The organism is Pseudoclavibacter sp. VKM Ac-2888 (assembly GCF_015351285.1).
Taxonomy (GTDB): Bacteria; Actinomycetota; Actinomycetes; order Actinomycetales; family Microbacteriaceae; genus Pseudoclavibacter.
Genome location: NZ_JADKSM010000001.1, coordinates 367,996 through 389,225, shown reverse-complemented (window position 1 = coordinate 389,225; position 21,230 = coordinate 367,996). Strand labels below are relative to the sequence as shown.

The 21,230-nt window shown below is 66.7% G+C and carries 19 protein-coding genes; 7 read left to right on the top strand and 12 right to left on the bottom strand.

What is annotated here, in order from left to right; all coding sequences use genetic code 11:
• Positions 1-64: 64 nt before the first annotated feature.
• Complete coding sequence (locus ITJ61_RS01820; RefSeq protein ID WP_104241172.1) at positions 65-2,008, top strand: potassium transporter Kup; 1,944 nt, start codon at positions 65-67, stop codon at positions 2,006-2,008.
• Here ITJ61_RS01820 and ITJ61_RS01815 read toward each other — a convergent pair.
• The 6 genes from ITJ61_RS01815 to dhaK all read right to left on the bottom strand — a co-directional run bounded on the left by ITJ61_RS01815 (position 2,005) and on the right by dhaK (position 7,107).
• Entirely contained in the window at positions 2,005-2,496 is a 492-nt protein-coding gene (locus tag ITJ61_RS01815) for a hypothetical protein (RefSeq protein ID WP_194685303.1), read from the bottom strand. The two genes, ITJ61_RS01820 and ITJ61_RS01815, sit on opposite strands and share 4 nt — an antisense overlap.
• A 91-nt stretch (positions 2,497-2,587) precedes the next feature.
• On the bottom strand, positions 2,588-4,063 hold the full coding sequence (locus ITJ61_RS01810) for a flotillin family protein (protein ID WP_104241170.1): 1,476 nt from the start codon (positions 4,061-4,063) through the stop codon (positions 2,588-2,590).
• 95 nt (positions 4,064-4,158) lie between these two features.
• The gene (locus tag ITJ61_RS01805; RefSeq protein WP_104241169.1) at positions 4,159-4,626 is read right to left on the bottom strand and encodes an NfeD family protein; all 468 of its coding nucleotides are present in this window, start codon (positions 4,624-4,626) and stop codon (positions 4,159-4,161) included.
• A 133-nt stretch (positions 4,627-4,759) separates the two neighbouring features.
• Positions 4,760-5,473 carry a dihydroxyacetone kinase phosphoryl donor subunit DhaM gene (gene dhaM / locus ITJ61_RS01800; RefSeq protein ID WP_194685302.1) on the bottom strand — a complete coding sequence of 238 codons (714 nt, stop codon included), beginning with the start codon at positions 5,471-5,473 and terminating at the stop codon, positions 4,760-4,762.
• Positions 5,470-6,102: a dihydroxyacetone kinase subunit DhaL gene (dhaL, locus tag ITJ61_RS01795; protein ID WP_104241167.1), complete on the bottom strand. Its 633-nt coding sequence runs from the start codon at positions 6,100-6,102 to the stop codon at positions 5,470-5,472. Before dhaL ends, dhaM begins: the two co-directional genes overlap by 4 nt.
• A gap of 3 nt (positions 6,103-6,105) precedes the next feature.
• Positions 6,106-7,107 carry a dihydroxyacetone kinase subunit DhaK gene (dhaK, locus tag ITJ61_RS01790; protein WP_104307257.1) on the bottom strand — a complete coding sequence of 334 codons (1,002 nt, stop codon included), beginning with the start codon at positions 7,105-7,107 and terminating at the stop codon, positions 6,106-6,108.
• A 188-nt stretch (positions 7,108-7,295) separates the two neighbouring features.
• On the opposite strand from dhaK, the gene ITJ61_RS01785 reads away from it, so the two are divergent.
• On the top strand, positions 7,296-8,093 hold the full coding sequence (locus tag ITJ61_RS01785; protein WP_104241166.1) for an MIP/aquaporin family protein: 798 nt from the start codon (positions 7,296-7,298) through the stop codon (positions 8,091-8,093).
• A gap of 154 nt (positions 8,094-8,247) precedes the next feature.
• Positions 8,248-9,762 carry a glycerol kinase GlpK gene (gene glpK, locus ITJ61_RS01780; RefSeq protein ID WP_194685301.1) on the top strand — a complete coding sequence of 505 codons (1,515 nt, stop codon included), beginning with the start codon at positions 8,248-8,250 and terminating at the stop codon, positions 9,760-9,762.
• A 125-nt stretch (positions 9,763-9,887) separates the two neighbouring features.
• Here the strand turns inward: glpK and trpD are convergent, their stop codons facing one another.
• A complete protein-coding gene (trpD, locus tag ITJ61_RS01775; protein ID WP_104241164.1) occupies positions 9,888-10,946 on the bottom strand; it encodes an anthranilate phosphoribosyltransferase in 1,059 nt (352 codons plus the stop codon).
• Between the two features lie 106 nt (positions 10,947-11,052).
• Here trpD and ITJ61_RS01770 point away from each other — a divergent pair, with 106 nt between their 5' ends.
• From ITJ61_RS01770 to ITJ61_RS01755, 4 genes are all read left to right on the top strand, one after another.
• Positions 11,053-11,685, top strand: a complete 633-nt coding sequence (locus tag ITJ61_RS01770; protein ID WP_236558405.1) for a cytochrome c oxidase subunit 3 — start codon at positions 11,053-11,055, stop codon at positions 11,683-11,685.
• A gap of 22 nt (positions 11,686-11,707) precedes the next feature.
• Complete coding sequence (locus tag ITJ61_RS01765) at positions 11,708-12,541, top strand: c-type cytochrome (protein ID WP_104241162.1); 834 nt, start codon at positions 11,708-11,710, stop codon at positions 12,539-12,541.
• Positions 12,542-12,613: 72 nt separating this feature from the next.
• Positions 12,614-13,693 carry a ubiquinol-cytochrome c reductase iron-sulfur subunit gene (locus ITJ61_RS01760; RefSeq protein WP_104241161.1) on the top strand — a complete coding sequence of 360 codons (1,080 nt, stop codon included), beginning with the start codon at positions 12,614-12,616 and terminating at the stop codon, positions 13,691-13,693.
• On the top strand, positions 13,677-15,281 hold the full coding sequence (locus ITJ61_RS01755) for a cytochrome b (RefSeq protein ID WP_104241160.1): 1,605 nt from the start codon (positions 13,677-13,679) through the stop codon (positions 15,279-15,281). The genes ITJ61_RS01760 and ITJ61_RS01755 overlap by 17 nt, the downstream gene beginning before the upstream one ends.
• 805 nt (positions 15,282-16,086) lie before the next feature.
• Here ITJ61_RS01755 and ITJ61_RS01750 read toward each other — a convergent pair.
• The 5 genes from ITJ61_RS01750 to ITJ61_RS01730 all read right to left on the bottom strand — a co-directional run bounded on the left by ITJ61_RS01750 (position 16,087) and on the right by ITJ61_RS01730 (position 21,205).
• On the bottom strand, positions 16,087-16,509 hold the full coding sequence (locus ITJ61_RS01750) for a cytochrome c oxidase subunit 4 (RefSeq protein ID WP_104241158.1): 423 nt from the start codon (positions 16,507-16,509) through the stop codon (positions 16,087-16,089).
• Positions 16,506-18,227 (bottom strand): cytochrome c oxidase subunit I, encoded by a 1,722-nt coding sequence (gene ctaD, locus ITJ61_RS01745; protein WP_104241157.1) that lies wholly within the window; start codon positions 18,225-18,227, stop codon positions 16,506-16,508. The genes ITJ61_RS01750 and ctaD overlap by 4 nt, the downstream gene beginning before the upstream one ends.
• Before the next feature lie 11 nt (positions 18,228-18,238).
• Positions 18,239-19,192, bottom strand: a complete 954-nt coding sequence (gene coxB / locus ITJ61_RS01740; protein WP_104241156.1) for a cytochrome c oxidase subunit II — start codon at positions 19,190-19,192, stop codon at positions 18,239-18,241.
• 128 nt (positions 19,193-19,320) lie between these two features.
• The gene (locus ITJ61_RS01735) at positions 19,321-19,686 is read right to left on the bottom strand and encodes a HesB/IscA family protein (protein ID WP_104241155.1); all 366 of its coding nucleotides are present in this window, start codon (positions 19,684-19,686) and stop codon (positions 19,321-19,323) included.
• A 100-nt stretch (positions 19,687-19,786) separates the two neighbouring features.
• Positions 19,787-21,205: a dipeptidase gene (locus ITJ61_RS01730; protein ID WP_194685300.1), complete on the bottom strand. Its 1,419-nt coding sequence runs from the start codon at positions 21,203-21,205 to the stop codon at positions 19,787-19,789.
• Between the last annotated feature and the right edge of the window lie 25 nt (positions 21,206-21,230).

Below are 21,230 nucleotides of genomic sequence, written 5' to 3'. Positions count from 1 at the left end.
ATGCCGAACCCACGAATTCTAGTGGTGGCTCAGGAAGCTCGACTCCCGGGTCTACATTGGTCGCATGCACGATCTGCGCACTGCGCGACCCGAGGCCGCCGCCGCCTCTCACCCCCGCACAAGCGGCACCCTCCTCGCCCGCTCGGCGGTCGGCGTCGCCGCCATCGGCATCGTCTTCGGCGACATCGGCACGAGCCCCTTGTACGCACTGCGGGCGGTGTTCTCGGAGCACGACGGCGTCGTGCAGCCCAGCATCGCGCACGTGTACGGACTCATCTCGCTCATCATCTGGGCCGTGACGCTGCTCGTGACCGTCAAGTACGTGCTCTTCGTGCTCCGGGCCGATCACGAGGGCGAGGGCGGCATCCTCGCCCTCTCGACCCTGATCGGGCGCCGGCTCCGTGGGTCCAGGCGAGCCATGGCCGCGACGACCCTCGTCGGCATCATCGGCGCCGCCCTGTTCTTCGGGGACAGCGTCATCACCCCGGCCGTCTCTGTCCTCTCCGCAGTCGAAGGACTCGAGATCGCGCTTCCCGGCACCGAGGCGCTCGTCGTTCCCATCGCGCTCGTCGTGCTCGTCGGGCTCTTCGCGCTGCAGCGGTTCGGCACGGGCGGCATCGGTCGCCTCTTCGGGCCGATCATGCTGATCTGGTTCATCACCCTCGCGTGCCTCGGCATCCCCCACATCCTGGCGCATCCCGAGATCCTGGCGGCGTTCTCCCCGCACCACGCCATCGCCTTCATCATCGGCGAACCGCTCATCGCCGGCGTCGCCCTCGGCGCTGTCGTGCTGGCCGTCACCGGAGCGGAGGCGCTGTACGCGGACCTCGGCCACTTCGGCCGCTCCCCCATCTCGAAGGCCTGGCTCTTCGTCGTCTTCCCGGCCCTGACGATCTGCTATCTCGGGCAGGGCGCCCTCGTGATCGAGGATCCGTCGGCCATCGACAACCCGTTCTTCCGGATGGCGCCCACCTGGGCCGTGTTCCCGCTCATCGGCCTCGCGACGCTCGCGACGGTCATCGCGTCGCAGTCCGTCATCTCCGGCACCTTCTCGGTCGCGAGGCAGGCCATGCGGCTCGGCTTCCTCCCGAATCTCACGGTCAAGCACACGTCCCGAGCGTCCATCGGCCAGATCTACATCCCGGTCGTCTCACTGCTCCTGCTCGTGCTGATCATCGGCGTCGTCCTCGGGTTCCGGAACTCGGAGAACCTGGCGGCCGCCTACGGCCTGGCGGTCACCACGACGTTCCTGCTCACCTCCTCGCTGTTCATCGTGTACCTGCGCCTCGTGTGGGAGTGGCCCTGGTACCGAGTGCTCCTCGTGACGGTCCCCATCGTCGTCCTCGAGCTCGCCTTCTTCGTGTCGGGGCTCGTAAAGTTCTTCGCAGGCGGCTGGTTGCCGCTCGTCCTTGCCGGCGCCCTCATCCTGACCATGCTCACCTGGAAACGCGGTCGCGAGATCGTCACCGGACGACGGGAGCGCCTCGAGGGGACCCTGCAGGAGCTCATGCGCCGCCTGCTCCTGGACCAGCCGACCCGCGTGCCGGGATGGGCCGTCTATCCGCACGGCGGGGCGCGCACGGCTCCCCTGGCGCTTCGGCTCAATACCCGCGTCAACCACGCCCTCCACGAGCACGTGCTGCTCGTGCGAGTCGCGACCGCGGACGTGCCCCACATCCCGGAGCGCCGGCGCTGCACCATCGACGACATCGGGCCGGCCCCGGAGGGCCTCGTGCACATCACGCTGACGTACGGGTTCCTCGACCGGCGCGATGTCCCCCTCTCCCTCCGGGACGCCCGCCTCGCGGGCACCGTCTCGCAGTTCGACAACGAGAGCGCGATCTTCTTCCTGTCGCGGATCGCCCTCAGGCCGGGGCACGCGAGCGGCATGGCCACGTGGCGCGCCAAGCTCTTCGTACTCATGTCCCGCGGAGCCTCTTCGCCTGCCGCGCAGTTCGGGCTTCCCCCCGAGCAGACGGTCGAGATCTCCCCGCAGGTGCTGCTCTAGGAGCGGTCGGCCTCCGCCTTCGCGAAGCCGGTCAGGTATGCGGGCACCAGCACGGACGCCGTGAACAGGAGAGTGAGCACGAAGGTGCACGTCATGACCGTGAGCAGGTCGTAGGCGCCACCGGAAATCCAGAAGCTGCAGAACGTCGCACCGGCTGCGGCGAGGATCGAATGGCCGATCGCGAGCGGCAGCACCCTCCGGCGCGTGTACGAACGCAGCCCGGTCGACACTCCCCGCTCAGCGGCGAGCGCCGCGACTGCCCCCAGGCTGCACAGCAGGAGCATCGCCAGCCAGCCGAGGAGCAGCGGCAGGAAGCCGCGCTGATCGAGCTGCACTCGACCGACCTCGGTCAGCAGCGCATAGCCGAAGAACATGACGAGACCAACAGCCCCGAGGGTCGGGACGAGTCGGCTGAGCACCTCGCGCTGGCTGGGCCGGAACGCGGCGAGGGAGATCGACGGGGAATCTTCGAGGGGGGCGGCGCTCACGCCGGTCAGTGTATCCGCCGCAGACGACGAGACGGGGCGGCCCGTCGGGGCCGCCCCGTCTCGGGAACGGTGCTGCGTGTCTCGCGGTCGATCAGACCCCGGGAGTCGTGTCGCTCGTCGCGCCGGTCGGGTTCATGCCGCCCTGCTTCGAGAACGAGCCGACCAGCTGCTGCAGGTCGATGCCCGTGAGGGTCTTGAGCACCTCGGTGCCCTCGCCAAGCACGGAGCCGACCGTCTTCGTGACGGCGCTGGCGCCGTCCGTCGAGATGACGGTGAGCTTCTCGATGTTGCTGATGGGGTCGGCCGCGGCGCGGACGATCTCCGGGAGGCGGGAGATGATCTCCTGCGCGATGGCAGCCTCGCCGTACTTCTGCAGCGCCTGCGCCTTGGCGTCAGTCGCTGCAGCCTCGGCGAGACCCTCAGCCTGGATCGCAGCGGCGCGAGCGTCACCCTCGGCGCGGATACCTGCTGCGAGCGCGATCTGGCGGTCACGGTCGGCTTCACCGGAGTACCGCACGGCAGCGGCGGCTGCCTCGGCGTCCTGGACGGCGGCGACCTTGTTGGCCTCTGCCGTGCGCGTGCGCTTGTAGACCTCAGCGTCGGTCGCCGCGTTCTCGGTGTCGCGGATGGCGTTGGCCTGCTGGACCTTCGCGTAGGCGTCGGCCTCGGCAGGCTTGCGGATCTCGATGTCGAGTCGCTCCTGGGTCACGAGGGCCTGTTCGATGAGCGCCTCGCGCTCCTGCTGGGCGACGAGTCGGTCCTGCTCGGCGCGAGCGAACTGACCGGCCGCTTCAGCCTCTGCGTTCGCTCGGTCGGTCTCGGCCTTGATCGATGCCTGGCGCAGTCGGAGTTCCTTCTCGCGTTCCGCGATGCGCTCGGACGCCTCGATCTTGGCGAACTCGGAGACCCGAGCGGCCTCCGCCTCGCTGACCTCAGCGACCTGGCGCGCACGAGCGGACTCGGAACGCCCGAGGTTCTGCAGGTAGTCGCTGCCTGGGGTCGAGATGTCGGAGATGTTGAGGAGGTCGACCTGCAGGCCCTGCTCGATGAGGTCGGCTTTCGTCTCCGACACGACTCGGTCGGAGAGGCTCTTGCGGTCGGAGATGATCTGCTCGATCGTCATGTCTCCGACGATGGAGCGCAGCGAGCCCTCGAGCGACTCGCGGATGATGTCCGTGAGGGCCTCCTGCTGGTCGAGGAAGCGCTGGGCCGCGCGGCGAACGCCTTCCTCGGTGCCGGACACCTTGAAGTTGATGGAGGCCTTGATGGCGATCTTGATTCGGTTCTTGTCGACGCCCTCGACCTGGATGCCGATCTGACGCTGCTCGAGCGAGAGGGCGAAGCCCTGCTGGAGGATGGGCCACACGAAGGTGCGGCCGCCGATGACGACGCGCTGCCCCGTCATGTCGCTCTGCGCCTTCTGGCCGGCGCCGCGACCGACGATGATGAGCGCCTCGTTCGGCGGGACGCGTCGGATGCGCGACGCGATGAACACTCCGAGGGCGAGCAGCGCGATGATGATCGCGATGACGCCGATCACAGTGACGTTGGCAGTTATCAAGTCCATATGGTCGATTTCCTGTCGTGGAGGTCGTGGGTGGTCATGCTGTGGTCATGAGGCGCCCGACGGCGCAGGGAGTCGGCCAGCTGGGCGTCTCCCGATCAGATGGATTCGCGTTCGACTTTGACGCGCGAACCGAGGTGCTGCACGACGCGGATGCGCGCGCCCTGCTCGATCTCACCGTCGGCGAACGCGAGGCGCCGCTCGATCTCGTGGGACCCATCGAGCGCGACCTCTCCGCTTGAGATCGTGATCTTGGACATCGCCGTGCCGGTGTCTCCCGTGACGTCCCGGGGCACGCCGTCGCTGCTTCTCGACAGGTTGCGCACGAGCAGCGACGAACCGACGTAGGCGATGAGGCCGATGACGATCGCGACGATGTAGGCCCAGAACTGCGGCAGGCCCATGCTGTCGGTGATGGCGCCCGAGGCGCCGAAGACGACGAGCGCGACGGCCAGGCCGGGAACGGAGAGCAGCCCGCCAGCATCGACGTCGAGGACTTCCCCGAAGAAGAGCGAGAAGACCAGAAGCCCCAGGCCGATCGCTCCGATGATGATGAAGACGGTCATGACGGTGAGCTCCCTGGTGGCCGCGTGCGGCGGGGTGTCCCGCCGCCTCGCGTTGATTCTACCGAAGGCTGAGACACCGCGGCGCGGAGACCTCTCCGGCGCGGCGGCGCCTCAGCCTGAATTCTGACGGAGATCAGGCTTCTCCGAAGCCGGAGCTGATGAGCGCCGCGATCTCGGTGACGGCCTGCTCGGCCTCCGCGCCCGTTGCCGAGACCTCGATCTCCTGCCCCTTCGAGGCCCCGAGGGAGATGATCCGGAGCAGGCTCTCCGCGTCGGCCCCGCCGATCGTGATCTGCGCATCGAACTTCCCTGCCACCGAGACCAGCTGGGCCGCCGGCCGTGCGTGCAGCCCCTGCTCGTTGACGATCTCGACCTTGGTGCTCGCGCGGGGAGCCGCGGCCTCATCCGCTGCCGACGGTGCCGACGCTGCCGACTGCTCGGCTCCTGACGCGTCCTGCGCGCCACCGTCCCTGTGCCACGCCGACTCCCCCGCCCGTGACACAGCGTCCAGCGACGCCCCTCCGGCCGCCGCGACAGCGGCAGCCACCGTGCCCTCGACGAGCGGCGCGTCCACGAGGCGCACGTCCCCGGCGTCATCGTCGAGCATCTCGAGCACGGTCTCGGCAGTGAGGACGGCGGAGCCGAGGTCGGTGAAGACGGCGACTCCCTCGCCGGACTGCGCCGTCGCGACGGCGCGCTCGATGAGCTCGAAGCTCGTGCCGATTCGGCCGTCCTCGGTGCCGCCAGCAGGGACGATCGTCACGTCCTCCGCCATCTGACCCGCGAGCTCGACGAGACCCTCCGCGATCCGTGCAGAGTGCGATACGACGACGATGCCGACCGTCATGAAGCCGCCTCGACAGCGGCACCAAGGAGGTAGGCGGTCGACTGCGCGCCCGGATCCCGGTGCCCGGCGCTGCGCTCGCCCAGGTAGCTCGCTCGGCCCTTCCTGGCGATGAGCGGCTCCGTCGCAGCCGCGCCCTCCACTGCCGCGAACGCCGCGGCCCGGAGCACAGCGGCGCCGTCGTCGCCAGCGGCGGCCGCCTTGCTCGCGGCGGAAGCCGCGGGAGCCCAGGCGTCGACCATGGTCTTGTCGCCCGGCTGCGCCTTGCCACGCTGCTGCAGCCCTGCCGAGGCCGCCTCCACGAAGGCCGCCACGTCCGCGGGCTCCAGCTCGGGCTTGCCCTTGAGCGCGACGGCGCCCTTCAGGAACGCCGTCCCATACAGCGGGCCCGCCGCTCCGCCGACCGTGGAGATCAACGTCGTCGCGAGCAGCTTCAGCACGTCGGCCGGCGTCGCATCAGCCTCCAGTGAGGAGAGCTTCCCGAGCGCGGCCTGGAATCCGCGATCCATGTTCTCCCCGTGGTCGCCATCGCCGATGTTGCGATCCAGGTGGATGAGCTCAGTGCGGTTCTCGGCCATCGAGGTGGCAGAGAGCTCCACCCAACGCCTCGCCCAGTTTCCGTCGAGTGTCATGTTCTACCTTCCCCACCGAAGTGCCGCTGTGTGCACCGGTGCATCCCACAATGCCGTGAGTTCGTCGTCGAGCCTGAGAACGGTGATCGAGCAGCCCTGCATCTCGAGCGATGTCGTGAAATTCCCGACGAGGTGCCTGGTTACTGTAATTCCGTGTTCCTTCAGCACCTGCGCGGCGCGACGGAACACGATGTAGAGCTCGATTTCGGGGGTGCCGCCCATTCCATTGACAAACAGCAGCACATTATCGCCGGAGGCAAATGGCAGATCCTCGAGAATCGGGGTGAGCAGCCGGTCGACAATCGCATCAGCAGGCTCGATCGCGATTCGCGCGCGACCCGGCTCTCCGTGAATGCCGATCCCGATCTCGATCTCGTCCTCGGCGAGATCGAAACTCGGCTCGCCAGCGTGCGGCACGGTGCAGGCCGAGAGGGCGACGCCCATGGACCTCGTGTTCGCGTTGACCCTGGTCGCGAGTTCGGCGACGGCGTCGAGGTCGTCTCCACGCTCTGCCGCTGCTCCGGCGATCTTCTCCACGAGCACCGTGCCGGCAACTCCCCGCCGACCGGCCGTGTAGAGCGAGTCCTTCACGGCGACGTCGTCGTCGACGAGCACCGTTCGCACCTCGATGTCCTCAGCCAGCGCAAGGTCGGAGGCCGTCTCGAAGTTGAGGACGTCGCCGGTGTAGTTCTTGACGATGTGGAGCACACCCCGACCGGCGTCCACAGCCTTCGTGGCCTCGAGGATGGGGTCAGGCGTCGGTGAGGTGAAGACCGGCCCTGGGACTGCCGCGTCGAGCATCCCGTAGCCGACCAGCCCGCCGTGCATGGGTTCGTGCCCTGAGCCGCCGCCGGAGACGATCCCGACCTTGCCCTCCACCGGTGCATCGTTTCGCACGAGGAATGCGGGCTCGGGGGCGACCCGGAGAATATCCGCATGGGCGAGCGCCATACCCTCGAGCGCTTCCTTGACAACGTCCTTCGGATCGTTGATCAGCTTCTTCACGATCATCCTCTCGACGAGATTTCGGCAGCAGCATTGCAGCCACGCTCAGCCTAGTGCCGATGGCGGGTCACAATTCGGGAAACTCGCCCGTAACACGCGCGTCGGAGTTGTTCCTGTGCCTATGGTGAGGAACCGCTCAATCGCGGCACGGGCTCGCCCCGTATCGAACTTCCCAGAAAGGCAATCCCGTGGATCTAGGATCGATCTTCTTGGCCGAGCTGGTGGGCACCGCAGTGCTCGTCCTCCTCGGTTGCGGTGTCGTCGCCAACGTCGTCCTCAAGGACACGAAGGGCAACGGCGGCGGCTGGCTGCTCATCAACTTCGGCTGGGGCTTCGCCGTCTTCATCGGCGTGCTCTCGTCAGCGGCGTCAGGCGGCCACCTCAACCCAGCAGTGACGCTGGGACTCGCGGCCAACACCGTCGTCACCGGCGGCTCTGTGGACGTCGCCGAGGTGGGGCTGCGCATCGTCGCTCAGCTCATCGGCGCCATCCTCGGTGCCGTCGTCGTCTGGCTCGCCTACAAGCTCCACTTCGACGACGAACCGGATGCGGGTTCGAAGCTCGCGGTCTTCGCGACGGGTCCGGCCAAGCGCAGCCTCGGCTGGAACACCGTGACCGAGATCATCGCGACGTTCGTCCTGGTGCTTGCCGTCATCGCGTTCCAGAACTTCCCGGCCTTCTCGATGGCGAACACGGACTCGACCGCGCCCGACATGGGCAGCCTCGGAAACCTCGCGCCGCTCGCCGTCGCGATCGTCGTGGTGGCCATCGGCGCGAGCCTCGGTGGGCCGACCGGCTACGCCATCAACCCAGCGCGTGACCTCGGACCGCGCCTCGCGCACGCCTTCCTCCCCATCAAGGGCAAGGGCGGCAGCGACTGGAGCTACTCCTGGGTTCCGATCGTCGGACCGATCATCGGCGGTGTCCTCGCCGGCCTCGTCGGCACGGCGATCCTGCCCGCCGCAGCTTCCGCCTTCGGCGCCTAGCACCCACAGGGCAACCTCGACGCTTTCAGGGCCGGAGTCTTCACAGTTCCGGCCCCGAAACTGTCTGCAGGACACCACCAGCGATGCTCGCGCCAGTCCAGCATCGCGTTTTTCACCGCTGGCACATCAGCACCTCTGACAAGGGAGTCACTCCGTGAGCAAGTACGTCATCGCCATCGACCAGGGAACCACCTCCTCGCGAGCCATCGTCTTCGACCACTCCGGGTCGATCGTGTCGACCGGGCAGCTCGAGCACGAGCAGATCTTCCCCAAGGCCGGCTGGGTCGAGCACGACCCCAAGGAGATCTGGAACAACACGCGAGAGGTCATCGGCCAGGCGCTCTCGAAGGCGAACATCACCAGGCACGACATCGCGACGATCGGCATCACGAACCAGCGCGAGACCGCCGTCGTCTGGGACAAGACCACCGGGGAACCCGTCTACAACGCCATCGTGTGGCAGGACACGCGCACGCAGCCCATCGTCGACCGACTCGCGGCCGAGGGCGGCGTCGAGCGCTTCAAGGACACCGTCGGGCTCCCCCTCGCCACCTACTTCTCCGGAACGAAGATCGTCTGGATTCTGGAGAACGTCGAGGGTGCGCGGGAGCGCGCCGAGGCCGGCGACCTCATCTTCGGCACGACTGACAGCTGGGTGCTCTGGAACCTCACCGGCGGCGTCGACGGAGGCGTCCATGTCACCGACGTCACGAATGCCTCCCGCACGCTCTTCATGGACCTCGAGACGCTCGCCTGGGATCAGTCGATCCTCGACGCGTTCGGGGTGCCGGCATCGATGCTCCCGGAGATCAAGTCCTCCTCCGAGGTGTACGGCCACGCCAGCACGCAGTCACTGCTGCGCGAGGTTCCCATCTCCGGCATCCTCGGCGACCAGCAGGCGGCCACCTTCGGCCAGACGGCCTTCTCCTCGGGCGAGGCGAAGAACACGTACGGCACGGGATCGTTCCTCATCTACAACACCGGCGAGAAGATCGTGAAGTCCGAGAACGGACTCCTCACGACGCTCTGCTACAAGCTCGGCGACGCGGCTCCCGTCTACGCGCTCGAGGGCTCGATCGCCGTGACCGGGTCGCTCGTGCAGTGGCTGCGCGACAACCTGGGCCTCATCAACTCGGCTCCGGAGATCGAAGAGCTGGCCAGCAAGGTCGAGGACAACGGAGGCACCTACATCGTCCCGGCCTTCTCCGGGCTCTTCGCCCCGTATTGGCGACCGGATGCACGCGGCGCCATCGTCGGCCTCACGCGCTTCGTCAACAAGAACCACATCGCTCGTGCGGCCCTCGAATCCACGGCATACCAGACCCGCGATGTCCTCGAGGCATCCAACGCGGACTCCGGCGTGCCCCTCGCGGAGCTGAAGGTCGATGGCGGCATGGTCGCGAACGACACGCTCATGCAGTTCCAGGCAGACATTCTGAACACGGACGTGGTGCGCCCCGTCGTCACGGAGACGACCGCGCTCGGTGCGGCCTACGCCGCCGGGCTCGCAGTCGGATTCTGGAAGGACCTGGACGAGGTGTCCGCCAACTGGCAGGAGGACAAGCGCTGGACGCCGCAGATGCCGGAGGAAGAGCGCGAGCGTCTCTACCGGAACTGGAAGAAGGCCGTCTCGAAGACCCTCGACTGGGTTGACGAGGACGTCAAGTAGCGCGCTGCGCGCTTCCCGACGACCGAGGCCCTCAGCAGCTTGCTGCTGAGGGCCTCGGTCTGTCCTGGTGCGGCGTCGTCGCGTTGCTCACTCTGCCGTCCCGCTGCGCCGATCTGCGACTGGCTTCACGCGGAGCGAGTCGCTGCCACCCACGCATCCAGCGTCTCGATCGCGCGGCCGGAGTCGATGCTGGACGCTGCGTCAGCGATGCGCGCCGCGAGGCGCTCTCGCAGCGGCCGCTCTGCCGCTTCCGGCGTCACCGCGAGGTCGTAGGCGACAAGGCCTGCGGCCGCGTTGAGCAGCACGATGTCTCGAACGGCGCCATGCTGCTTCCCGGAGAGCACGGCGCGGGCGATGGCCGCGTTCTCCTCCGGCAGACCGCCGAGGAGCTCCTGCATGTCGTAGGTGCCGAGGCCCACGTCCCGTGGGTGGAGATCGTGTTCGGTGATCGCACCGTTCGACACCTCCCAGATGTGGCTGTAGCCGGTGACGCTCAGCTCGTCGAGCCCGTCGTCACCCCGGAAGACCAGAGCGGTGGCACCGCGGGTGCGGAAGACCCCGGTGATCAGCGGAATGGCGGCCTGGCGGGCGACCCCGACGGCCGATGCCTCGGGGCGAGCGGGATTCGTGAGGGGGCCGAGCAGGTTGAAGACCGTGGGGACCCCGAGCTCACCGCGCACCTTCTTGGCGTGGCGGAACCCCGGGTGGAACTGCGCGGCGTAGACGAAGGTGAGTCCGACCTCTTCGAAGATGCGTCCCACTCGAACAGGGTCGGCCGTGTGGACTGCGCCAAGAGCCGAGAGAACGTCGCTGGACCCGGACTTCGCGCTCGACGCCCCGCCCCCGTGCTTCACGACGGGGACCCCCGCACCGGCGCAGACCATCGACGCCATCGTCGAGACGTTCACGGTCCCGACCATGTCGCCGCCGGTACCGACGATGTCCAGCGCCAGGGGCGGCACCTCAAGCGGCACAGCGTGCTCGAGGATCGCGTCGCGGAACCCGACAACCTCCTCGACAGTCTCGCCCTTCGCGCGGAGGGCGACCAGGAAGGCGGCCAGACGTGCTTCGCTGACGTCGCCGCTCATGACCTGACGCATGGCCCACGTGGCCTGCGCGACGCTGAGGTCATCACCGCCAAGGAGCTTCTCGAGCAATCCGGGCCAGGTCTCGGTCGATGTCATGCAGGAAACGATAGCCGTCCACCACCCAGGCACACCTAATCGGACGCGACCCGCCGGTCAGCCGTGCGTTGTCTCGGGAACCTGGGAAATCGGTCATAATGGTCAGGTGACTGCTGCAACCACCGCTCAGGCCGTGCACACGGTCCATCGCCCCAATACGACTGCCATCGGCGTCATCGTTTGGCTCGGTAGTGAGGTGATGTTCTTCGCTGGGCTCTTCGCGATCTTCTTCACTCTGCGCTCTATGGCGCCAGAGCAGTTCGCCGAAGGCCACAGTGCGCTGAACGTGCCCTTCGCCACCATCAACACGCTGATCCTCGTCAGCTCGTCGTTCACGTGCCAGTTCGGCACGTTCGCGGCTGAGCGCGAGCAGGCCCGCGCCACCGGCAAGAGCCCCAAGAACTGGGGCGCGATCGAGTGGTTCTACCTCACCGTCCTGCTCGGAGGCATCTTCGTCGCCGGCCAGGTCTGGGAGTACGCCACGTTCGTCAGCGAGGGCTACGTCCTCAACCTGAACGCGTTCACAAGCGCCTTCTACATGACGACCGGCTTCCACGGCCTGCACGTGACCGGCGGACTCGTCACGTTCCTCCTCGTGATCGGCCGCATGTACTCTGCCCGCCGCATGGGAACTCGCGAGGTCAGCAGCGCGCTGGGCATCTCCTACTACTGGCACTTCGTCGACGTGGTCTGGGTTGCGCTCTTCTTCGTCATCTACCTGCTGCCCTACTTCTCGTAGCCCGATCCTGGAGAACACACCAATGTTCCGAACGACCAAACCACGGACTGCGAAGACGGCGACCCGCAAGACGGCTCGCCGCCGCACCCCCCTCGCCACCGCGGCTCTCCTCGGCGCAGGCCTCCTGCTGACCGGCGGCGCGTACACCGCGATCGACACCGCAACCACGGCTGCTGCAGCCGAGGACGTGGCCCCCGCCAGCGCCGCAGACATCGAGAACGGCGCCGCGCTCTTCGGCGCCAACTGCGCCACCTGCCACGGCATGAACGCAGCGGGCACCGAGAACGGCCCGAGCCTCATCGGTGTCGGTGCCGCCGCCGTCGACTTCCAGGTCGGCACCGGCCGCATGCCCATGCAGGCCAACGCCGCCCAGGCCCCCGCCAAGCCCGTCCAGTTCGACGAGCAGGGCATCTCGGACCTCGGCGACTACATCGCTTCGCTGGCCCCCGGTCCCGCCGTCCCCGACGAGAAGTACCTGCAGGCCGATGGCGACGCAGCACGTGGAGCAGAGCTGTTCCGCATCAACTGCGCCATGTGCCACAACGTCGCAGGTGCTGGCGGTGCCCTCACCGAGGGAAAGTTCGCACCCGAGCTCATGACGGTCGAACCCGTCCACCTCTACGAGGCGATGATCACGGGCCCGCAGAACATGCCCGTCTTCAACGACGCGAACCTCACCCCCCAGGACAAGGCCGACATCATCACGGCGATTCGCTGGCAGACCGAGGTCACCGGCACGATCGGCGGCAACAGCCTCGGATCGCTCGGTCCAGTCTCCGAGGGCCTCTTCATCTGGATCTTCGGAATCGGCGCAGGCGTCGCGATGGCGGTCTGGATCGCCACTCGACCGAACTAGTGCCGGAAGCAACCCGGCCCGGGTCCAAACGACTTACTGCAGCTGAACAGACACACCCAGAAAGGGATCACCATGGCTGATGGCGAACACGGCGGAGAGCTTCGCACTGCTCCTTCGTCGGAGCGGGCGCCTCACATCGGGACCGCGATCCTTCCCAAGGACGGCTTCGAGAACCCTGGCATGCCGGCGCACCGCGACCGGATCACGGACGCGGACCCCGCGCAGGCGAAGCGCACTGAGCGCCTCCTCGTCGCGCTGTTCGTGTTCTCGGCACTCGCCAGCATCTTCGCTGTCGTGGCCTACTTCGTGTGGCCGATCAGCCGCGAGGACATCTCGACCGTCCGCCTGAACAACATGTTCCTCGGCATCGGCATCGCGCTCGCGATGCTCGCCATCGGCATCGGCACGGTCGCCTGGTCCAAGTACCTCATGGCCGACCACGAGATGGCCGAGGCCCGCCACCCGGGCAAGGGCTCCCCCGCCACTCGTTCGCGAGCGGTCGAGGTCTTCGCGCAGGCGAACGAGGAGTCGGGCTTCAGCCGCCGCAAGCTGTTCCGCAACTCCCTCATCGGAGCCCTCGTCGCCATGCCGCTTCCCGGCATCGTCCTCTTCCGCGACCTCTACAACGGCAACAACCCGGACCCGGTCGAGTCGCTCTCCCACACCATGTGGGAAGAGGGAACTCGCCTCGTCCGCGACCCCACGGGAACGCCGATCCGCGCCGCGGACGTCACCTACGGTTCTGCCTTCCACGTCATCCCCGACGGCCTGATCGACCTTGAGCACCACCTGCTCGAGGAGAAGGCCAAGGCAGTTGTCCTGCTCATGCGCTTGCCCGCTGACCAGCTCAACGAGCGCGAGGACCGTGCCGGATGGTCCTACGACGGAATCGTCGCCTACTCCAAGGTCTGCACGCACGTCGGTTGCCCTGTCGCTCTCTACGAGCAGCAGACGCACCACCTGCTCTGCCCGTGCCACCAGTCGCAGTTCGACGTCAAGAACCACTGCGAGGTCATCTTCGGACCGGCGGGACGCCCGCTCCCGCAGCTGCCGATCGCTGTCGACGACGAGGGCTACCTCATCGCGCAGAGCGACTTCACCGAACCTGTCGGACCGAGCTTCTGGGAGCGACGCCATGACTACAACGTATAAAGCTCCGGTACGCGAGGGCGGGTTCATCGCCGGCGCCGCCAACTACCTCGACGAGCGCACCACCATCTCCGGTGCGGTCAAGGAGTTCGGACGCAAGATCTTCCCGGACCACTGGTCCTTCATGCTCGGAGAGATCGCGCTCTACAGCTTCGTCGTCATCCTGCTCTCCGGAACCTTCCTGACGTTCTTCTTCGACCCGTCGATGGCCCACGTCGAGTACGAAGGCTCCTACCTCCCGCTCAAGGGCATGGGCATGTCGGCCGCTATGGCGTCGACGCTCGACATCTCCTTCGACATCCGGGGCGGACTGCTCATGCGCCAGGTGCACCACTGGGCAGCGCTGCTGTTCGTGGCGTCCATCGGGCTCCACATGCTGCGCGTCTTCTTCACCGGAGCGTTCCGCAAGCCCCGCGAGCTCAACTGGGTCGTCGGCTTCGTGCTCTTCATCCTCGCGATGGCAGAGGGCTTCACCGGCTACTCGCTCCCCGATGACCTGCTCTCCGGCAACGGCCTGCGCATCATCGACGGAATCATGAAGGGCATCCCGCTCGTCGGAACCTGGGTCTCCTTCCTGTTCTTCGGCGGCGAGTTCCCCGGTACCGAGATCGTCGGGCGCCTCTACTCGCTGCACATCATGATCCTGCCCGCGATGGTCATCCTGTTCATCGCGTTGCACTTGGCCCTCATGGTGATCAACAAGCACACGCAGTGGCCCGGACCCGGCCGCACGAACGGCAACGTCGTGGGAAACCCGGTCCTCCCGGTGTTCGCCGGCAAGGCAGGCGGATTCTTCTTCCTGATCTTCGGCCTCATCTTCCTCATCGCGTCGTTCTTCTCGATCAACCCGGTCTGGAACTACGGCCCGTACGACCCCTCCCCCGTCTCCGCAGGAACCCAGCCCGACTGGTACATCGGCTTCGCCGACGGCATGCTGCGACTCATCCCGCCCGGCTGGGAGGTGTACTGGTTCAACCACACGTGGTCGTTCGCGATCCTGACCCCGCTGATCCTCATCGGAATCTTCATCGTGCTGGTTGTCGTCTACCCCTTCATCGAGGCATGGATCACGGGTGACAAGCGCGAGCACCACCTGCTCGACCGCCCGCGCAACGCACCCACCCGCACCGCGATCGGCGCAGCCGGCGTCACGTTCTACGCCGTCATGTGGGCTGCAGCAAGCTCCGACCTCATGGCAACGCACTTCCACCTCGCCATGGAGCACGTCATCCACTTCCTGCAGGTGATGCTGATCCTCGGACCGGTCATCGCGTACATCGCCACGAAGCGGATCTGCCTCGGACTCCAGAAGCGCGATCGTTCGCTTGCGCTGCACGGTGTCGAGTCGGGACGTGTTCTTCGACTCCCCCACGGCGAGTTCGTCGAGGTCGAGGTTCCGCTCGACAAGTACGACCGATGGGAGCTCGTCTCCTACAACGAGCAGGCGCCGATCATGCTCCGTCCGAACGAGGACGGAAAGATCACGGCTCCCATGCGCCTGCGCGCCGCTCTGTCGCGCTGGTTCTTCGAGGACCGCGTCGAGCCCGTCACGAAGACGGAGATCGAACAGGCACACCACGGCCACCACTAGGCCGTAGCAACTCCCTGAGCCTTCGGGCACACAAGAGGGGCTGTCATTCCGCATCAGCGGACTGACAGCCCCTCTTGTCGTAGGCGGTCCCTCCTGCGAGGGGGCGGGGGCAGCGGCGACCGGCTCCCCGTGGAGTCAGGAGCGGAGACCGCGCAGCCAGTCCCCCAGCCCGCCAGCCCGCCTGCCGAGGACGCTCGGCCGAGACGGGATCTCGCCGAGCGCAGTGGCTTCTCGCCCTCGGGAGCCCACACGTGATTGGCCGGCACGCGGAGTCGCGCGAGGGCACAGAGACCCCAGGAGCCACCGGCACGAGCAGGGGGCGGCAGCGTTGCCGACCCCCGCGAGGTCCACCACCAGTCGACGTGGTGTCCGGTCACGGTGCCAACGGCACAGAGACTCCCGCACGGGCTCCACAGCCCACGGTCGCGGCCCCATGGACGTGAGACGGGAGGGAGCTCGCCGTTTCCACTGCACTGCCCACGCTTGGCGCGCACCGAATGCAGGCGGGTAGGGGTCGGACTCAAGAAAGCGGCGCTCGTGCTCCGCCCGCGTCCGAGCGGGCTCCGAACGTGCGGGCATCCGGTAGAGGCAGAGGCAGAGTCCTCACGGCCCGAGGTGCGCGTGCTCCCTCAGCGCGCTCTGGGACCCTCAGGTCCTCTCCGGGTGTACGAACACGCACCCTCGACTCAGGGAGCGCCACAGGGGCACGTGGGGGCTACCAGAGTGGCGCCGAGCCTCGTCGGCGGAGAACGGCAAAAGGCCCGCCCCTCTTGCGAGGGACGGGCCGGAAGCCTGCAGACGACGCCTAGTGGGCGTAGCGTCCGCGGTAGTACTCGAACACCCAGCCGACGATGGCGATGATGAACAGCGGCGCCGCGAAGTACGCGAACCACCATCCGCCGATCGACAGGCCGAGGAAGATCAGCCCGACGGCAAGGGCCAGCACGAACGGCCACCAGCTCTGCGGCGGGAAGAAGCCGAGCTCAGGATCAGCGTCAGCGATCTCGCCGTCGAGCCTGTCCTCGGGAAGGACGTGCACTCGGAACGGCTTCGCCGAGCTGCCGAGATAGAACGCGACGAAGGCGACGAAGATGCCGGACAGCGCCAGTGCGACGATGCCAACCCACTCGTAGTGGCCGAGGGCCGCATGAGTCCAGAGGGTGTAGACGACGGTCACGACCGCGTAGAAGACGGCGAGGACCCAGAGGAGGCGTGCTGAAGTCTTCACTCTCGTTCTCCGATCTTGTCGTTGACTGGCGTCAGGTCGCGGTAGCCGTGCGGTGCGACCTCTGGGTGGTTGAGGTCGAACGCCGGACGCTCCGAGCGGATGCGCGGGATGGACGTGAAGTTGTGACGCGGCGGCGGGCAGCTGGTCGCCCACTCGAGCGAGGAGCCGTAGCCCCACGGGTCGTCGACGGTCACCTTCGGTGCGTTGCGGGCCGTGATGAAGACGTTCAGGAAGAACGGCAGCAGCGAGATCGCGAGCACGAAGGCGCCGAACGTCGAGAGCTGGTTCATCCACGTGAAGTTGTCTTCGGGCTGGTACGTCGCGTAACGACGCGGCATGCCCATGACGCCGAGCCAGTGCTGGATGAGGAACGTCATGTGGAAGCCGATGAACAGCAACCAGAACTGGATCTTGCCGAGGCGCTCGTTGAGCATCTTCCCCGTCCACTTCGGCCACCAGAAGAAGAAGCCGGCGAACATTGCGAAGACGATCGTTCCGAAGATGACGTAGTGGAAGTGAGCCACGACGAAGTACGTGTCAGACACGTGGAAGTCGAGCATCGGCGAGGCCAGGATGACACCCGTCAAGCCACCGAAGACGAAGGTGACGAGGAAGCCGAGCGAGAACAGCATGGGCGTCTCGAACGTGACCGAGCCACGCCAGAGCGTTCCCAGCCAGTTGAAGATCTTCACACCGGTCGGCACCGCGATGAGCATCGTCATGAGCGCGAAGAACGGGAGGAGCACGGTGCCCGTCACGTACATGTGGTGAGCCCACACGGAGGCGGAGAGCGCCGCGATGGCGATCGTCGCGTACACGAGGGTCTTGTAGCCGAAGATCGGTTTTCGGCTGAAGGCCGGGAAGATCTCGGACACGATCCCGAAGAACGGCAGCGCGAGGACGTAGACCTCCGGGTGGCCGAAGAACCAGAACAGGTGCTGGTAGAGGATCGCTCCCCCGGCCTCGACGTCGTAGATGTGCGTCAGGAACACGCGGTCCATGAGCAGGCCGAACCAGGCAGCCGCGAGAACTGGGAACGCGAACAGCACGAGGATCGACGTGATCATCGCGTTCCAGGTGAAGATCGGCATGCGCCACATCGTCATGCCAGGTGCACGCATCGTGATGATCGTCGTGATGAAGTTCACGGCGCCGAAGATCGTCGCGAATCCTGTCGCCGCGAGCCCGGCAACCCAGAGGTTGCCTCCGACTCCCGGAGAGTAGGTCATCGTCGACAAGGGGACGTAGGCCGTCCAGCCGAAGGATGCCGCACCTCCCGGCGTGAGGAAGCCACCGACCGCGATGAGCGCGCCGAAGGTGAAGAGCCAGAAGGCGAACGCGTTCAGTCGTGGGAACGCGACGTCGGCCGTGCCGATCTGCAGGGGCACGAGCACGTTCGCGAAGCCGGAGAAGAGCGGCGTTCCGAACATGAGCAGCATGATCGTGCCGTGCATCGTGAACAGCTGGTTGTACTGCTCTTTGGTGTCGATGATCTCCATACCCGGCTCGAAGAGCTGGGTGCGGATGACCAGTGCCATGACTCCGCCGATGCAGAACCAGACAAAGCTCGAGATCAGGTACATGTACCCGATGGTCTTGTGGTCCGTCGAGGTGATCCAGGTGACGAGGACGTTGCCCTTGCGCTCGACAGAGCGGCTCGGAGCCGTGGTCGCCTCAGAGACCGGGGTGATGCCTGGACGGTTCAGCGTTGACGTCATTTTCGTCGCCCCTATTCCGACTCGTGGTTGAACTCGGGAACATCAGTGCCCGGAAGGTTCTGGTTGCGGTTGTAGTCGTCGCCGTGGGCGCCGACGTTGCCCGCCGCGCGCAGCTCGGCGATGTAGGCGTTGTACTCGGCCTGCGAGACGACCTCGACCTGGAAGAGCATCATCGAGTGGTACTCGCCGCACAGCTCGGCGCACTTGCCCATGTAGGTGCCTTCGCGTTCTGGCACGAACGACATGGTGTTGGTGTGGCCGGGGATGTTGTCGATCTTGTAGTGGAAGTCGACGACCCAGAAGGAATGGATGACGTCGCGCGACTTGATGTCGAGCGTGACGTTCGCGCCGACCGGGAGGACGAGCTTGGGCAGCGCTGCCTCGTCGATGGTTCCGGTGGCAGCTCCGCGCTCTCCGTCGACAGACGGCTCGCGGTCTTCCTGCGCCTGGATGCCCTCGTAGTAGACGCCCGAGTCATACGCGGTGTTGCTGGTCGGCAGGTAGTTGAAGTCCCATGCCCACTGCTTGCCGTAGACCTCGATCTTCACGTCCTGCTCTTCTTCGGCGAAGTTCGAGACGACAGGAGCCTCTTCTCGCACCGTGAAGGCGAAGAAGCCGGCGACGAGGATGATCGGGACCACGGTGAAGAGGATCTCGATGGGCATGTGGTAGCGCAGCTGAGCTGGCAGGCCCTTTTCGCCCTTGCGGCGGCGGTACATCACGGATGCCCAGATGATGAGCCCCCACGTGATGCCGCCCACGACAAGCAGAATGATCCAGGAGTTGACCCAGAAGTTCGTAAAGGCGTCGGAATGGTTGGTGACGCCGGGGTCACCGGGCATGTAGCCCCGTAGTTCTTGCGACGTGCAGCCAGCCAGAATCAGAATCAGGGCTGCTGCAATCGGAGCGGCGAACCACTTCACGCGGCGGGTGTCTCGCACGGCAAACCTTTCGAGGTGACGCATACAGGTTGCTGTCAGTCTAGTGGGAATCTCGCGGGCGAACGACTCGGGGCGCGCGGAGACGACGAAACGGCGCGGTCAAAGACCACGCCGTTTCGGGTGTGTCGCGGGGCGCTGCCCCGCGTGTCGGGTCAGTGGAACGAATCGCCACAGGCACAGGATCCCTGCGCGCTCGGGTTATCGATCGTGAAGCCCTGCTTCTGGATCGTGTCTTCGAAGTCGATCTTCGCGCTGTCAAGGTAGGGGACGCTCATCGGATCGACGATGACTTCCACTCCGTCGAAGTCGACGGTCGCGTCGCCGTCGAGGATGCGCTCGTCGAAGAACAGCTGGTAGATCAGCCCGGAGCAGCCACCAGGCTGCACGGCGATGCGGAGGCGGAGTCCGCCCTCGCTCTCCTGGCCGATGAGGTTCTTGATCTTGTCGAGGGCCGCCTGCGTGAGGGTCACGGAGTGCGTGGCCTCGCTCACGGTGATGCCTTCAAGAACTGCGCTCATTGATTCTCCTCGTGCTGCTCGGCGGGACGACGTGCTCCCGCGCTCTTCACGTCGATAACGGCGTGTGAGCCAAGGATATTCCTCCCACGCACGAATCGCATCACCGGATGTCCGCGTCAGGGCGCGCGAAGCGGTGCAGGAACAGCGCCTCAGCCGAGATCGCCCGGCGGAGCACCCCGAGGTCCTGCGACTCGTTCGGGCTGTGCGCCATCGTCGCCGGATCCTCGACTCCGGTCACCAGGATCTCCGCCTCCGGGTACACCTCGGCGAGCGCGGCGATGAAGGGGATCGATCCCCCGATCCCCGTCTCCGCCGGCTGGGCGCCCCATCCGTCCTCCATCGCGGTCTTCATGAGACCGACGGCTGGTCCGGCCGTGTCGACGAGGAACGGCTGCCCCAGGTCCGGCTGGGTGATCTCGATGTGCGCCCCGAACGGCGCATGCTCGCGAAGGTGGCTCTCGATGGCCTCGAACGCGCGCGCGGCGTCGTCCCCAGGCGCGATGCGGGCGGACAGGCGCACCGAGACCGCTGGGAGGAGCGTGTTCGAGGCCTCGTCGACGCTCGGCGCGTCGATGCCCGTGATCGTGATCGCTGGCTGGTTCCAGAGCCGGTCGTGGACCGTGCCGGTGCCGATCGTGGTGACGCCCTCGAGCAGTTCCGCGTCACGGCGCACGTCGGCCTCATCGCCCCCGGAGGGTCCGTCGGCACGCGAGCCGAGCCCGGTGACCGCGACGGCTCCGCGCTCGTCCCAGAGGGAGTCGAGGAGCCGGACGGTCGCGAGCATCGCATCCGGCACCGCCCCCCCCAGCATGCCGGAGTGCGAGGCGTGGCCGAGCGTTCTCACGGTCACCTTCATCGTCACGTTGCCGCGCAGCGAGACGGTCAGGCCGGGGATGCTCGTGGACGGGTTGTCGCTGTCCGCGACGATGATGGCGTCAGCGCCGAGAGCCGCCTTGTGCTTCTCGAGGAAGTCGGCGAAGCTCCGCGAGCCGTTCTCCTCCTCGCCCTCGATGAACACCGAGATGCCGATCTTGGGTCGGCCGGCTGTCGCCGCGCTGAGCGCCTCGACAGCCGCGATGTGGGCCATGACCCCTGCCTTGTCGTCGCTTGCGCCACGGCCGTAGAGGCGGCCGTCCCGCAGCGTGGGCTCGAACGGCGGGGTCCGCCAGTCGTCGGCGCTGCCCTGCGGCTGCACGTCGTGGTGCGCGTAGAGGAGAACCGTCGGCTGGCCGGGCTCCGCCGCCCGCGTTGCGATCACCGCGGGCTGCCCTGCATAACCGTCGGCGGTCTCGACGCCGTCGATGTCCACGGATTCGAACACCCCCGTCTCGCGGAGCAGCTCGGCGGTGCGCTCGGCACTGCGTCGCACGTGGACTCGATCGAACGCATCCCAGGACACCGATGGAATGCGGACGAGCCCGGCGAGCCGCGCGATCGTTGTCGGAAAGCGGTCCTCCACAGCTCGGAGGAGGGCCTGTTCCTGGTCATGTGCATCGAGTGGGGCATCGGAGAGTGTCATAGCGGTTAGGCTAAATCACCCAGAG